This is a genomic window from Variovorax sp. LARHSF232, assembly GCF_052871435.1.
Genome location: NZ_JBIXJS010000008.1, coordinates 276,740 through 291,588 on the forward strand (window position 1 = coordinate 276,740; position 14,849 = coordinate 291,588).

Below are 14,849 nucleotides of genomic sequence, written 5' to 3' on the forward strand. Positions count from 1 at the left end.
GTAGACTCGTCGCGCCCAATGAATTCCTCATCTCTTCCCCCCGGCTTCATGGTGGTGCATGGCAACCACCCCGAGGCCCTGCGCGACCTGCTGCTGGCCTGGATGCAGCGCCATCCGCTGGCGCCGCTGGAAGACGAATGCGTGCTGGTGCAAAGCAACGGCGTGGCCCAGTGGCTCAAGCTTTCGCTGGCGCGCGACGTGGGCGAGGGCGGGGCCGGCATCGCCGCCGCGCTTTCGACCGAATTGCCGGCCAGCTTCATCTGGCGCGCCTACCGCGCGGTGCTGGGCCACGATGCGGTGCCGGCCGCATCGCCCTTCGACAAGTCGCTGCTGGTGTGGCGCCTGATGCGCCTCATGCCGGCGCTGCTGGGCGAAGAGGCGTTCGCGCCGCTGCGCCGCTTCCTGGCCGACGACGCCGACCTGCGCAAGCGCCACCAGCTGGCCGAGCGCCTGGCCGACCTGTTCGATCAGTACCAGGTCTACCGGGCCGATTGGCTGGCGGCCTGGGCCCAGGGGCAGGATGAAATCCTCGGCAGCCGCACCGGCCGCGTGGCCGTGCCGGCCGAACTTCGCTGGCAACCGCGCCTGTGGCGCGCGCTGCAGGAGGACGTGGGCGAGGCGCAAGCCGCCAGCAGCCGCGCCGCGGTGCACCAGCGCTTTTTGGCCCGGGTGGCGGAGATGACGCAGGGCGGTGAGCACCCGGCCGGCCTGCCGCGCCGGCTGATCGTGTTCGGCATCTCCTCGCTGCCGCAGCAGTCGCTGGAAGTGCTGGCGGCGCTCGGCCATTGGGTGCAGGTGCTGATGTGCGTGCACAACCCCTCGGAGCACGACTGGTCGCACATCGTGGCCGACAAGGACCTGCTGCGCGCCGAGCTGGTCCGCTCGCGCCAGCACCACCGCCGTCGCCGGCCCGGCAGCGAAGGCGAGATCCCCGACGAGCAGCTGCACCTGCATGCCCAGCCCCTGCTGGCGGCCTGGGGCAAGCAGGGCCGCGACTTCATCCGCCTGCTCGACCAGTTCGACGAGGCCCACGCGCAGCATGCCAGGCAGCTGGCCGCCATCGGCCAGCGCATCGACTGCTTCGACGCCAACCCGCGCGACAGCCTGCTGCGCCAGCTGCAGGACGACATCCGCGACCTGCGTCCGCTGGCCGAGACACGCGCCCTGTGGCCGGCGCTGGATGCGCGCCGCGACGCCTCGATCCGCTTCCATGCCACGCACGGCCCGCAGCGCGAGGTGGAAGTGCTGCACGATCAGCTGCTGGCCGCCTTCGCCGCCGACGCCACCCTGCGCCCGCGCGACGTCATCGTGATGGTGCCGGACGTGGCGGCCTATGCGCCGCACATCCAGGCGGTGTTTGGCCTGCTGCCGCGCGAGGATGCGCGCTTCATTCCCTACAGCGTGGCCGACCAGGTGCAGCGCCACCATGATCCGCTCCTGGGCGCGCTGGAGCGCCTGCTGGGCTTGCCGCAGTCACGCATCGCCATGAGCGACGTGCTCGATTGGCTGGAGGTGCCCGCCTTGCGCGCGCGCTTTGGCATCGACGCCAGCCAGCTGCCGCTCGTGCACCGCTGGGTGCGCGCCGCCAATATCCGCTGGGGCCTGCATGCCGAGCAGCGCCGCGCGCTCGACCTGCCCGAGGCCTCGGCGCAGAACAGCTGGGATTTCGGCCTGGCGCGCATGCTGCTGGGCTATGCGGTGGGCAGCGGCGAGGCCTGGTCCGGCATCGAGCCGCTCGACGAAGTGGGCGGGCTCGACGCCGCGCTGCTGGGGCCGCTGGTGGAGCTGCTGGCCACCCTGGAAAGCCATTGGCGCGTACTGGCCACGCCTGCTACGCCGTTGGAGTGGGGCGCGCGGCTGCGCGCCTTGCTGGCCGATTTCTTCGACGCGAAGGCCGATGCCGACGGCTTCACCCTGCGCCGGCTCGAATCTGCTCTGCAGGCCTGGCTCGATGCCTGCGCCAGCGCCCGCCTGGATGCCGAGGCGCTGCCGCTGGCGGTGGTGCGCGAGCATTGGCTGGCGCAGCTCGACCAGCCGACCCTGAACCAACCCTTCTTCGCCGGCAGCGTCACCTTTGCCACCCTGATGCCGATGCGCGCCATTCCCTTTCGCGTGGTGGCGCTCCTGGGCATGAACGACGGCGACTACCCGCGCACCCGCGCCCCGGCCGACTTCGACCTGATGGGCCAGGATTACCGGCCCGGCGACCGTTCGCGCCGCGAGGACGACCGCTACCTCTTTCTCGAAGCGCTGCTGTCGGCACGCGAGCGCCTGCACATCAGCTGGGTCGGGCGCAGCATCCACGACCATTCGGAGCGCCCGCCCTCGGTGCTGGTGGCGCAGCTGCGCGACCAGCTGGCCAGCGGCTGGCGACTGGCCGGCGACGAGGCGCTGACGCAGCAGGACGCCGGTGAGCGGCTGCTGCAGGCGCTGACCATCGAGCATCGCCTGCAACCCTTCGATCCGGCCTACTTCCATGTTGGCGAGGATGACCGCCTGTTCAGCCATGCGCACGAATGGCGCGCCGGCATGGCCGCGCCGCCGGATGCCGCCGCCGCACCACCGTTACCGCTGGCGCCCTGGACCTTCGAGGGTCCGCTGACCCTGCGCCACCTGAGCGATTTCCTGCGCAACCCGGCGCGCAGCTTCTGCCGCCTGCGCCTGGGCATCTACTTCGAGGGCGACGACCCGGTGGGCGAGGACCAGGAGCCCTTCCAGCTCGACGCGCTGCAGAACTGGCGGCTGCAGGACGAACTGATCCGCGCCCAGACCGCATCGCTGGAAGCGCGCGAAGCCGTGATGCACGCCGAGCTGACCCGCATGGCGCGCCGCGGCGAACTGCCCGACGGCCAGTTCGGCGCATTGGTGCAGGACGAGCTGGCCGAGCCCATGGACAAGATGTTCGGCGAATACGCCAAGGCGCTGGCGCACTGGCCGCACCTGCTGCCCGACGAGGCGCTGGACCATCTGCCGGCCGGCATCGAGGACGAATCGCTGCGACTGGTCGACTGGCTGGGGGCGCTGCGCGCCAGCGACAGCGGCGAGCGCTGCCGGCTGCTGCTGGACAGTGGCAGCCTGGTGAAGGGCCGCAGCTACCGGCGCGACCGGGTGGTGCCTTTCTGGGTGGCGCACCTGGCGGCGCATGTCGCGGGCCATCCGATCACCACCATCATCGTCAGCAAGGCGGGCAGCGTGACCTTGCAGCCACTGCCGCCGGCGCAGGCACGCGAGCATTGGCAAGCCTTGCTGGACGCCTGGCAGAAGGGTCTGCACCGGCCGCTGCCGCTGGCCCTGCAAAGCGCGCTCGCCTGGATCGACAAGGGCGGCAGCGCCTTGGACGCCGACAACGCGGTGGCTTTCCCGGTGGCTTTCGAGGCCGCGCGCGCCACCTTCGAAGACCACGACCCGCGTTTTGGCCGGCGTGCCGAGCGCGAGGACAACGACTACCTGGCGCGCGCCTTCGCCAACTTCCACGTGCTGTGGAATGACGGCAAGTTCGCGCAATGGGCAGCAGCGCTGCTGCAGCCCCTTTGCCAAGCGGTCGGCAAGCCGCCGAGGGAGCAGGGGCAATGAGCACTGAGAACGCGCCGCGCTTGCTGGACGCGCTGACCCTGCCCCTGCGCGGCAGCCAGCTGATCGAGGCCAGCGCCGGCACCGGCAAGACCTTCACCATCGCTGCGCTCTATCTGCGCCTGGTGCTGGGCCATGGCGGCGGCCAAGCCGGCTTCATCCGGCCGTTGACGCCGCCCGAGATCCTGGTCGTCACCTTCACCGAAGCGGCGACCAAGGAGCTGCGTGACCGCATCCGCGCCCGTTTGGCAGAAGCCGCGCAAGCCTTTCTGGCCGATCCGGCCGAGGTGGCGCAGCGCCCGCCTGGCGAGGACCTGCTGCACGATCTGCGCGCCGATTTCCCGCCGGCGCAATGGGCCCTCTGTGCGCGCAGCTTGCGGCTGGCCGCCGAGTGGATGGACGAGGCTGCGGTCTCCACCATTCACGGCTGGTGCAACCGCATGCTGCGCGAGCATGCCTTCGACAGCGGCGCCCTGTTCAGCCAGACCCTGGAAACCGATCAGCGCGAACTGCTGACGGAAAGCGTGCGCGACTACTGGCGCACCTTCTTCACGCCGCTCTCGCTCGAAGATGCGCAGCAGGTGCGTGGCTGGTGGGTGAGGCCCGAGGCCCTGCGCGACGAGATCGAGAAGCTGCGGCTGCTGGGCGACGCACTGGGCGGCGGCCAGCCGCCAGCGCAGGCATTGGGGCAGGCGCGGCGGGACGTGCAGCATGCCCTGGCCGTGCTGAAGGCGCCCTGGCAGGCCTGGGCCGACGAGTTGCATCTGCTGCTGGAGCGAGCGATCGCCGCCAAGCAGGTCGACGGACGCCGCCTGCAGTCCCGCTACTTCATGCCCTGGCTCGATGGCCTGCGCCTGTGGGCGCAAGGCGATGCCATCGAGCCGCTGCCGCCGGACAGCACCGGCTGGACCCGTCTCACGCCCGAGGGGCTGGAAGAAGTCTTCAAGCAGGGCGTGCCCGTTCCGGCGCATCCGGCGCTGGAGGACATGCGCACGCTCAAGCAGCGCATCGGCGCACTGCCCAACGGCCGTGCCGCGTTGCTGCGCCACGCCGCGCAATGGATCAACGAGCGCTTCGGCGCCGAACAGGCGCGCCGCGCGCAGATGGGCTTTGACGAACTGCTGACGCGCCTCGATGCTGCGCTGCAGGGTCCCAACGGCACACGCCTGGCGGCGCTGATCCGCCAGCAGTTTCCGGTGGCGCTGATCGACGAGTTCCAGGACACCGACCCGCTGCAGTACCGCATCTTCAACGCGGTCTACCGCGTTGCCTCGAACGAAGCGGACACGGCCCTGGTGCTGATCGGCGATCCGAAGCAGGCCATCTACGCCTTTCGCGGCGCCGACATCTACACCTACCTGGCGGCGCGGCGCGACACCGCGGGCCGCCACAGCACGCTGGGCACCAACTTCCGCTCGACCGGGGGCATGGTGGCCGCGGTCAACCACGTGTTCCTGCAGGCCGAGGACCGGCCGGGCGGGCAGGGCGCCTTCCTGTTTCGCGGCCCCGGCGGCGACAACCCCTTGCCCTTCGTCGACGTGCAGGCGCGCGGACGCGGCGCGCGCTGGTGCGTGGACGGCGAAGAGGCGCCCGCGCTCACCTGCTGGACCCTGGACGAGGAAGAAGAGAAGGACGGCGCTGCCGGCAAGGGCGATGCCCAGCGCGCGCTGGCCGCCTCCTGCGCGACCGAAATCGTGCGCCTGCTCAATGCCGGCACCGGCGGGCAGGCCGGCTTCCTGGACAGCGAGGGCGAGTTGCGCCCGGTGCAGGCGGGCGATGTGGCGGTGCTGGTCAACAGCGGCCGCGAGGCGCGTGCCGTGCGCCAGGCCCTGGACGAGCGCGGCGTGCGCAGCGTTTACCTGTCGGACCAGGAGTCGGTGTTCCAGAGCGCCGTCGCCGCGGACCTGCAGCGCTGGCTGCTGGCCTGCGCCGAACCCGAGGACGATCGGCCCCTGCGCGCCGCGCTGGGCAGCGCGACCCTGCGCCTTGGCTGGGACGCGCTGGACCAGCTCAACCGCGACGAACTGGCCTGGGAAGCGCGCGTGCTGCAGTTTCGCCGCTATCAGCAGATGTGGCGGCGCCAGGGCGTGCTGCCCATGCTGCGCCACCTGCTGCACGACTTCGAGGTGCCGCAGCGGCTGCTGGCACAGGCCGGCGAGCGCAGCCTGACCGACTTGCTTCACCTCGCCGAGCTGCTGCAGCAGGCCAGCACCCAGCTCGACGGCGAGCATGCGTTGATCCGCTGGCTGGCCGAGCAGCGTGAAGACAGCGCCTTTGCCAGCGCCGACACCGATGCGCGGCGCCTGCGCCTGGAAAGCGATGCCGACCTGGTCAAGGTCATCACCGTGCACAAGTCCAAGGGGCTGGAGTTCCCGCTGGTGTTCTTGCCCTTCGCCACCAGCTTTCGCGCGCAGAAGGCGAGCGAGCTGCCGCTCAAGTGGCACGACGCCGACGGCGTCTTGCAGGTGTCGCTGGAGCCGGACGAGGAAGCGGCCGCGCGCATGGACCAGGAGCGGCTCGGCGAAGACCTGCGCAAGCTCTACGTCGCCCTGACCCGCGCCCGCTACGCCACCTGGATCGGCGTGGCGCCGCAGGACAAGTTGGAGCGCAGCGCCCTGGGCTATTTGCTGGGCGGCGGCCTGCCGCTGCCGCCGCCGGCCCTGCGGCAGGCCCTGGACGAACTGGCGCAGGGCTGCGATGCCATCGCTGTGCAGCCGGCCCCGGCGCCGCAGGACACGCCGTACCTGCCGGCGCTGAGCCAGCAGCAGGCGGCGCCGGCGCCTGCCTTGCCCTCGGGCCCGCGCGAACGCTGGTGGATCGCCAGCTATTCGGCGCTGCGGCAGGCGGCTGCCCACGCGCCGGACGACGAGATCGAGGACGCGCTGGAACGCCCGCTCATCGAGACGGCGCCCTCCAGCGCCGCCGAGGACATCTACGCCGACAGCAGCGCGGGCGAGCAGCCGGGCACCGTGGCCGTGCCGGCCGATGCGCTCGCCGGTGGCAGCCTGCATGAATTTCCCCGCGGCGCCGGCCCCGGCAGCTTCCTGCACGGCCTGCTGGAGTGGGTCGGCCGCCAGGGCTTTGCCAAGGTGCATGCCGATGCGGCGCTGCAGGCCGAGCTGGCCGCACTGGTGGCGCGCCGCTGCCAGCAGAGCGACTGGAGCGCCTGGGCCGAGCCGCTCGCGGCCTGGCTGCGGGGCTGGCTGGCGGCGCCGCTCGATCTGCGCGCGCTCGGCGCGAAGTCGCCGGTGGCACCGGCGGCGCTGGCGCGCGTGCAGATCGAAATGGAGTTCCTGTTTGCCGCGCAGCAGGTCGATACGCGTGCGCTGGATGCGCTGGTGTGCCGCCACACCCTGGGCGGCGCGGCGCGCCCGCCGCTGCAGCCGCAACAGGTGCACGGCATGCTCAAGGGCTACATCGACCTGGTGTTCGAGCACGAGGGCCGCTACTACGTGGCCGACTACAAGTCCAACTGGCTGGGCCCGCGCGATGCCGACTACCACCCGGCCGCCTTGCGCGAGCAGGTGCTGGCGCATCGCTACGAGCTGCAGTACGTGCTGTACCTGTTCGCGCTGCACCGCCTGCTGCGCGCACGCCTGCCGGACTACGACTACGAGCGCCACGTCGGCGGGGCCGCGTACCTGTTCCTGCGCGGCCATGCGGCGCTGGGGCAAGGCCTGCACGTGGAGCGGCCGCCGCGCGCACTGATGGATGCGCTGGACGATTTGTTCCGCGGTGTCCGCCCGCGGCCGCAGCCACGGCCCAAGGGGCAGTTGGAGCTGGACCTATGAGCGCCATTTTCCTTGGACCGCTGGCGGCGCAGCACGCGCCGCTGTTCGCCGAATTGGACCGCTGGGTCGATGCCGGCTGGCTGCGCGCGCTGGACCGCAGCTTTGCCGCCTTCCTGTCGCGCCTGGCGCCCGCTGCCGATCCGCTGCTGATCCTGGGTGCGGCGCTGGCCAGCCACCAGTTGGGGCGCGGCCATGCCTGCCTGGACCTGCAAAGAGCCTTGCAGGACGCCGGCCGCGCGCTGTCGCTGCCGCCCGAAGGCACGCCCGCGACGAAGGAGGGCGCGCTGCCGCCGTCGCCTCCCACCGCCTTGCTTGCCGAAGTGACACTGGAACGCTGGCGCGCGGCCCTCGATGCCCAGCCGGACCTCGTCGGCCAGGGCGCCGGCGCCACGCCGCTGGTGCGCAGCGGGCACCGGCTCTACCTGCGCCGCTATTGGCAGTACGAGCAGTCGGTGCGTGCCGAGGTGGCGCGCCGCGTTGCCACGCCGACGGCCGCTGCGCAGCCCGCGGCGCAGGCGACGCTCGCGGCAACGCTGGCCCTGCTGTTCCCGCGCCGCCGAACTGGCGATAGCGATGGCAGCGCCGGCACCGACTGGCAGAAGATCGCCTGCGCCCTGGCGGCGCGCCAGGCTTTCAGCATCGTCACCGGCGGCCCCGGCACCGGCAAGACGACCACGGTGGTGCGCCTGCTGGCGCTGCTGCAGCATCTGGCCTTGTCGTCGCCCGAAGGCACGCGCCTGCGCATCGGCCTGGCTGCGCCCACCGGCAAGGCGGCGGCGCGGTTGTCCGAATCCATTGGCGGTGCAGTGGCCGGCCTGCCGCTGGACGGCCTGACGGACGGTGACGCGCTGCGCGCCGCCATTCCCACCACCGTGAGCACGGTGCACCGCCTGCTGGGCAGCCGGCCGGACACGCGCCACTTCCGCCACGACGCGCGCAATCCGCTGCCGCTGGACGTGCTGGTGCTGGACGAAGCCTCCATGCTGGATCTGGAGATGATGGCCTCGGTGCTCGCGGCGCTGCGGCCGCATGCGCGCCTCATCCTGTTGGGCGACAAGGACCAGCTGGCCTCGGTGGAAGCCGGCGCCGTGCTTGGCGACCTGTGCCAGCGCGCCGATGCCGGCCACTACGACGACGCAACGCTGCAATGGCTGCAGGACGTGACCGGCGAGCGGATCGATGCCCGGCTGCGCGATGCGAAAGGCCACCCGCTGGACCAGGCGGTGGTCAAGCTGCGCGTGAGCTACCGCTTCGGTGCCGACAGCGGCATCGGCCGGCTGGCGGAAGCCGTCAACAGCGGCGACGCCGCGCAGGTGGCGCAGGTGCTGGCGCAGGGCCATGCCGACCTGTCGGCGCCATCGCTGCTGCAGCAGGGCGCACTTGCCGATGCCGCGCTGCGACGCCTGGTGGTGGATGGTGCGCCCGAAGGCTTTGCCGGCCATGGCAAGGGACGCATGGAAGATGGAGAAGGCGGCAAGCCGGTGGCCCCGCCGGTCGGCTACGGCCACTACCTGCGCCTGATGCGCGCGCGCCAGCCGGAGGCCGACGCGCGCGAGGAGGCGCACGATGCCTGGGCGCGCGAAGTGCTGGCCGCGCTCGGCCAGTTCCAGCTCTTGTGCGCGCTGCGCGGCGGGCCCCAAGGTGTAGCGGGCCTCAACCCGAAGATTGCCGGCCTGCTGCGCGCCGAGGGCCTGCTGGAGCCGGAGCAGGGCGGCTGGTATGCCGGCCGGCCGGTGCTGGTGACGCGCAACGACTACGCGCTCGGGCTGATGAACGGCGACGTCGGCGTGGCGCTGGCCGCGCCCTTCGGCCCCCTAGCCCCACTGACCGGCGATGCGCCAGCCGGGACGCAGCGGCGGCTGCGGGTGGCCTTTGCCGACGCGGATCATCCCGGCGGCATCCGCTGGGTGCTGCCCAGCCGCCTGCGCGCGGTGGAGACGGTGTTTGCCATGACGGTGCACAAGTCGCAGGGCTCGGAATTCAGCCACGCCGCATTGCTCCTGCCCGAGCGCGCCAGCCCGGTGCTGACGCGCGAACTGGTCTACACCGGCATCACGCGCGCGCGCCACTGGTTCACCCTGGCGGCGTCGCGCGAGGTGGTGCTGGCAGCGGCGGAAAAGCGCGTGGAGCGAGTCGGCGGCTTGGCCCTGTCCAACCCGGCCTAGTGTCCTGTCCCAGCAATTCGCCCGCAGAGCCGGGCGAGTTTCCCAAGGATTGAATCGGCGGTGGCGGTCCAGGTGAACGGCTTGCAGTTTTCGTTGTATTGCAGCTGGCCAGCACCGCTCCATTGAGCACGTTCAGCGCCGCAAAAAGCGTGGTCGTGCCATGACGCACGTAGTCATGGGTGACAACTTCCACGTAGCCCAGTCCCATCGGCAGCATCGGTTGTGTGCGCTCCAGCGCCTGGCACTGGCTCTTCTCATCCACGCACAGCACCAGAGCGTTCTCGGGTGGATTCAGATACAGCCCCACCACGTCGCGCAACTTCTCGATGAACAGTGGATCGGTGGACAGCTTGAAGCTCTCCACTCGATGTGGCTTGAGCTGGAAGGCTTGCAAGTAGCGCGCAACCGTGCTCTTGCTGATACCCGTCTCGCCCGCCAGCGTGCGCGTGCTCCAGTGCGCGTCGATTCTGGGCCTGCAGAACCTGTTTCTCGCAAATGCAGAAAGCGCAGGTTCCAGCCATTTCCTGGGCGGCCGCAATGTAGAGGCGAGATTTCGCATCAGGGGCGGGATGTCCGGATTTGGCCTCACAGCGTGAGGTCACTGCGCGGCCGGGAAAGGCCGGAACCGCTGCATAGGCGACTTTCGCAGCAAACTCATCCGCCCTGCGGCCTGTAGGAGCCCAGCTGCCGTAGGCATCCCGGTTGCAAGGTTCCTTACGAGTTCACCGCACAAACTCACGCCATGTCCTTGCGACCCTCCAAATAGGCAGCCAGGCGCATCCGTTCCGGCTCGAACGCCGACATGCCTGCGAGAACCGCCTTCCAGTCGCCGACGCGGCTGGCGCGCTCGATGTTCTCGCATGCGGCTGCGAACGCGAGCGCACCGACCATCTTGCTGGCGCCCGCCATGCGATGGGCGAACTGGGTGACTTGGGCGACGTCGTCGACGGCCACCGCCTGCCTGAGTCTGGCCGAGTCGTCCTCGCAGGTTCGTCGAAAGGCCGCAAGAACTTCGCCCACCACCGACGCGTCGCCGCCGCACGTCGCCGTGAGGAGCGCTTGGTCGATCGGGCTGGCGGCGGGGGCGGCCTTCGGGCTTGATCCGGCGGGAGCGGCGGGCGGCGAGGGGGCTTGGGGAAGCGGCAGCCATCGATCGAGCTTCTCGATCAGCTGCGCAAGTTCCACCGGCTTGACCAGGAAATCGTCCATGCCGGCGGCCAAGCACGCCTCGGCCTCTCCCTGCAGCGCGTTGGCGGTGCAGGCGACGATCGGCACGCGTTCGCGCCCCGTGTCGGATTCCAGAGCGCGGATGCTACGCGCCAGTTCGTAGCCGTCCATGCGGGGCATGTGGCAGTCGGTGATGACCAGCCCGAAGTGGCCCGACTTCCACATCTCCAGGGCCTGGACTCCGTCGTCGGCAGTCTGGGCAGCATAGCCCAGCGTTCGCACCTGGCGCAGGAGCAACAAGCGGTTGACGGGGTGGTCATCCGCCAGCAGCACCAGCGTTCCTTCCATCTCGGCCTGCGCGGTGCCGGGAGCCGTGCGGCGCATGGCCATGGTTGCCGGGAGCGCGCGCGCGCTGTCGCCGCTGCCCGGAAGGGGTTCGGCGACCGGCAGCGTCAATTCCAGGGTCATCGTCGTGCCCTTGCCCGACTCGCTTTCCAGGCTGATCGAGCCACCCATCATCTGCGACAGCTGGCGGGCGATGACCAGTCCCAGGCCGGTACCGCCCGGCCGCCGCCGCGCCTCGTCACCGTCGGCCTGGCTGAAGGGCTGGAACAGGCGCTGCTGGTCCTCGGGCGAGATGCCGATGCCGGTGTCCTTCACCTCGAAGCGCAGGTTTTCCTGCCCCTCCGAGCGCCCTAGCCATTGCACGTTGATGTCGATCCATCCCTCGGAGGTGAACTTGATCGCGTTGCTGACGAAGTTGTTGAGGATCTGGCGCAGGCGCACCGGATCGACCCGCAGCGCCGGACTGATGCGCGGGTCGACCATCCGGCGCACGATCAGGCCCTTGCTGCTGGCATTGCCCAGGTAGATGCTCTGCACCTCCTCGATCAGGCGCTTGACCGAGACGACTTCGGGGCGGACCTCTAGCTTGCCGGCCTCGATCTTCGAGAAATCGAGGATGTCGTCGATGATGCGCAGCAGCGACCGGCTCGATTCCCGCACCAGCCCGAGCGTCTCGCGCTGCTCGGCGTCCAGCTCGGTCAGGCTCAGGAGTTCCAGCATGCCCAGCATGCCGTGCATGGGCGTCCGGATCTCGTGGCTCATGGTGGCCAGGAAGGTGCTCTTGGCGCGGTTGGCGGCTTCCACCTCGGCGCTGCGCTGCGCCAGGGCCGCGTTCAGCCGCTCGATCTCGCGCTCCTTCTTCTTCCTTTCCGTCACGTCTTCCGAGATGGTCAGCAAATAGCGCGGCTGGCCGGCCTCGTCGAGGATCGGAATCTTCTTCGCATGCAGGACGCGCACGCTCCCGTCGTGCGCATGCAGGGTCTCCTCGGGGATGTCCACTTCCCGGCCCAGCGCCAGCGCCTCCTTGTCCTTGGCCGTGAAGAAGTCGGCCTCCTCTGTGGAACTGACGAAGTCGTGAACCGTCTTGCCGAGCAACTCCTGCTGGCTGCGCCCCGTCAATTCCTCGAGGGCGCGGTTGACGCGGACGAGCTTCAGGTCGAGGGCGTTCTTGACGATGACGTGATAGGGGATGTGCTGAATCACCGAGTTGAGGAACGCATTGGCTGTTTCCAGCTCGGCGGTGCGAAGGTGAACGCGCGCTTCCAGGTCGGCGTTCAGGGCCCGCAGGTCTTCTTCCGCCCGGCGCAGCGCCGCCATATGCTGCCGTTCGGCGATCGCTCGCCGCACCGAGAAACCCAGCCGGCGCAAGCGCTGCTTGAGGACGTAGTCCGTGGCGCCGGCCTTCATGCAATCGACCGCCTCTTCCTCGGTCAACATCCCGGTGGAAATCACGATCAGCAGAAGCTCCGGCTGCTGCGCCAGCGCCTGCTGCAGCAGCGCCACGCCGCCAACTTCGTAGTCGCACAGCACTAGGTCGAAGGCTTGCCGCTGCAGGGCGGCGATGAAGTCCTCCCGGGTTCGAACCCACGTGATGTCGCAGTTCAGATTCTCGGCCTGCAGCCCGGCCCCGATGCGCTGCGCATCGGCCGGGTCGTCCTCGAGATGCAGCACGCGAATGGCGACGGTCATCTCTGTCCGTCCCGCTCGCCACGCAGTGACTCGACGACGTCCTTGAACTCCTCGCGGTTGCGTTCGCTCAGCGCGGAGAGGGCCTCGTGCGCGTGCAGGATCCGCTTCTGCACCACGGCCTGGTCGCCCCCCGTACCCAGCGCGTAGAGCTCGGGCGCGGCGGAAACATCCTCGCGGATCGCCGCCAGCACCTGCTGCATGCTCAGCTCCTCGAACAGGGCGCGCACGGCCGGCGTCACCCCCGCGAGTACCACGCCGCCCCGGGCGACCAGCTCGTGCACCGTGCCCAGGCAGGTGCTGTCCATGTACTCGCAGCCGGAGAGCTCCAGCACCAGGGGGCGCCCTGCGTCCAGCACGGCCAGCGCCGTTTCATGGAAGGCGTCGCAATGCATCCAGCTGGCCCGGCCGCGCAGCGCAAGGTAGGCGGCAGCTAAGGTTTCGCCGTAGAACACCACCTCGCCCTCCGGCCGCGGCGCGCCGGATGCGGCTGCCGCGGGCAGTTCGGCGCCATTGTCGAACCAGGAGGCGCCCGCGTGCGCGTCGATGAGCAGGATGGTCACGTCATCCCGGTCCGCCCCCGCCGGCGCGCTACCTTGAAGATCCGCCATCACTTCCTGCGCACTGGAAAGTGGCTTGGCGAGCACCTGCTGCAGCAATTCCAGCTCGCGCTCTGACCCGGAGGGCAGAAGCCCATCGGTGTAAAGGAGGATCCGGTCGCCCGCCAGGAGCTGGAGACGCTCCTGCCGGAAGTGCGCGTCCGGCGCCAGCCCAAGCGCGGGTCCGGTGCGGCGGATCAGGCGCGTTTCCCGGCCGTCGCGTGCGTGCAGCACGGGCGGATGGCCTGCCGAGGCCAGCGTGAGGCTCGCATCCGAGGTGTCCAGCAGGCCGAAGACGGCCGTCAAGAACAGTCCCGGCGAGGCGTGTGCCTCGCAGATCGAGCGGTTCACCGCGGCCAATACCTCCGCTGGCGGTAGCGCAAGGCCTGTTGCCGGGTCCACCAGGACCAGCCGCTGCTTGAACAGCACCGAGAGCATCGCCGAGGTCACGCCATGTCCGGTGGCGTCGGCCAGATAGAAGGCAAGGTGCCGCTCGCCCAGCCGGACCACGTCGTAGAGATCACCGCCGACATGCTGCCCCGGCCGGTAGAGCGCCTGGATGCAGTAACCCTCCATGGGGGGCGGGCTGCGCGGCAGCAAGGCGCGCTGGATGACCTCGGCCCGCTCAAGGTCGCGTCGCAGGACTTCGGAGGTCTCCTCGAGTTCGCGGACCTTGCGCTGCAGTTCCTGGTGCAGGCGCTCGCGCTCGGCCAGGAGTTGCCGCCGCTCGAGCGCGTTTCGCACCGCGACCCCCATCTCTTCTGTGCGCGGCGACTTCGGCAGGAAGTCGAACGCCCCCAGCCGGATCGCGGCCACCGCCGAGTCGAAGGTTTCCAGCCCCGAAAGGACGATCCACGTGGCGTCCGGCACTGCATCGCGTCCCCAGCGCAGCAGTTCCAGGCCGTCCATCCGCGGCATCATGATGTCCGTCAGCACCAGGGCGACGTCCGGGCGCTGGCGCAGGACCTCCTGGGCGGCAATTCCATCGCCTGCCTCCAGGACCGGAGCGCAGCCGAGCTTTTCGAGTGTCAGCTTCACCATCAGGCGGGCCACCGGCTCGTCGTCCACCACCAGTGCAACAGGAGGCACAGGATCGAGGTTCATCACATCCTCTAGCAGCTGGAGTGCCGTGCAAGGATGAATTCTCCGAGCCGGCGGGCGCGATAGCAAGCTACTGAGTCGATCGGCAGCGGCGGCGAGGCCGCATTCAGACGACTTCCTGGCAGCGGCGACAGTCTGAGGAAAACAGCATCAGCTGAGAGCTCCGACGTTCGCGAGGGCAGTGAACTGAGGTACTAGAGCGAGCACACCTGTCAGGCACAGTCATGCTGCGGCATTTCAAGGGCGGCTTTAGACTGATTGCGGTCCTTAAGTCGCGATGCCCGACCGTCGCAATCGGGCCCAATCCGGTCAACCGAAGCGACGAATTCGCTGCCAGAAAGCGGTCCCTCAATGTCGTGTCATCTTCCGGGATCATTCGAGCTACCGAGAGGTGGACCAGTGGCTGGCCGAATCCGCACGCCTTG

The 14,849-nt window shown here is 69.9% G+C and carries 5 protein-coding genes and 1 pseudogene; 3 read left to right on the forward strand and 3 right to left on the reverse strand.

All coding sequences use genetic code 11. The features are described 5' to 3' along the window. Positions 1–18: 18 nt before the first annotated feature. The 3 genes from recC to recD are packed head-to-tail and all read left to right on the forward strand — an operon-like array spanning position 19 to position 9,526. Complete coding sequence (gene recC, locus ACIPRI_RS20580) at positions 19–3,573, forward strand: exodeoxyribonuclease V subunit gamma (protein WP_446623324.1); 3,555 nt, start codon at positions 19–21, stop codon at positions 3,571–3,573. Continuing rightward, a complete protein-coding gene (gene recB / locus ACIPRI_RS20585; protein ID WP_446623325.1) occupies positions 3,570–7,361 on the forward strand; it encodes an exodeoxyribonuclease V subunit beta in 3,792 nt (1,263 codons plus the stop codon). Before recC ends, recB begins: the two co-directional genes overlap by 4 nt. Next, a complete protein-coding gene (recD, locus tag ACIPRI_RS20590; protein ID WP_446623326.1) occupies positions 7,358–9,526 on the forward strand; it encodes an exodeoxyribonuclease V subunit alpha in 2,169 nt (722 codons plus the stop codon). The genes recB and recD overlap by 4 nt, the downstream gene beginning before the upstream one ends. On the opposite strand, the pseudogene ACIPRI_RS20595 reads toward recD, so the two are convergent. The 3 genes and pseudogenes from ACIPRI_RS20595 to ACIPRI_RS20605 form a co-directional block, all read right to left on the reverse strand. Continuing rightward, positions 9,523–9,983: pseudogene (locus ACIPRI_RS20595) on the reverse strand (hypothetical protein); the annotation flags it as partial. The gene recD and the pseudogene ACIPRI_RS20595 sit on opposite strands and share 4 nt — an antisense overlap. Positions 9,984–10,261: 278 nt before the next feature. Beyond that, the gene (locus ACIPRI_RS20600) at positions 10,262–12,727 is read right to left on the reverse strand and encodes a response regulator (protein WP_446623327.1); all 2,466 of its coding nucleotides are present in this window, start codon (positions 12,725–12,727) and stop codon (positions 10,262–10,264) included. Beyond that, complete coding sequence (locus ACIPRI_RS20605) at positions 12,724–14,427, reverse strand: SpoIIE family protein phosphatase (protein ID WP_446623328.1); 1,704 nt, start codon at positions 14,425–14,427, stop codon at positions 12,724–12,726. The genes ACIPRI_RS20600 and ACIPRI_RS20605 overlap by 4 nt, the downstream gene beginning before the upstream one ends. Between the last annotated feature and the right edge of the window lie 422 nt (positions 14,428–14,849).

Bases quoted from the DNA above. Each gene is read 5' to 3' on its own strand.
- recC (WP_446623324.1), top strand. From the start codon at position 19: ATGAATTCCTCATCTCTTCCCCCCGGCTTCATGGTGGTGCATGGCAAC.
- recB (WP_446623325.1), top strand. From the start codon at position 3,570: ATGAGCACTGAGAACGCGCCGCGCTTGCTGGACGCGCTGACCCTGCCC.
- recD (WP_446623326.1), top strand. From the start codon at position 7,358: ATGAGCGCCATTTTCCTTGGACCGCTGGCGGCGCAGCACGCGCCGCTG.
- ACIPRI_RS20600 (WP_446623327.1), bottom strand. From the start codon at position 12,727: ATGACCGTCGCCATTCGCGTGCTGCATCTCGAGGACGACCCGGCCGAT.
- ACIPRI_RS20605 (WP_446623328.1), bottom strand. From the start codon at position 14,427: ATGAACCTCGATCCTGTGCCTCCTGTTGCACTGGTGGTGGACGACGAG.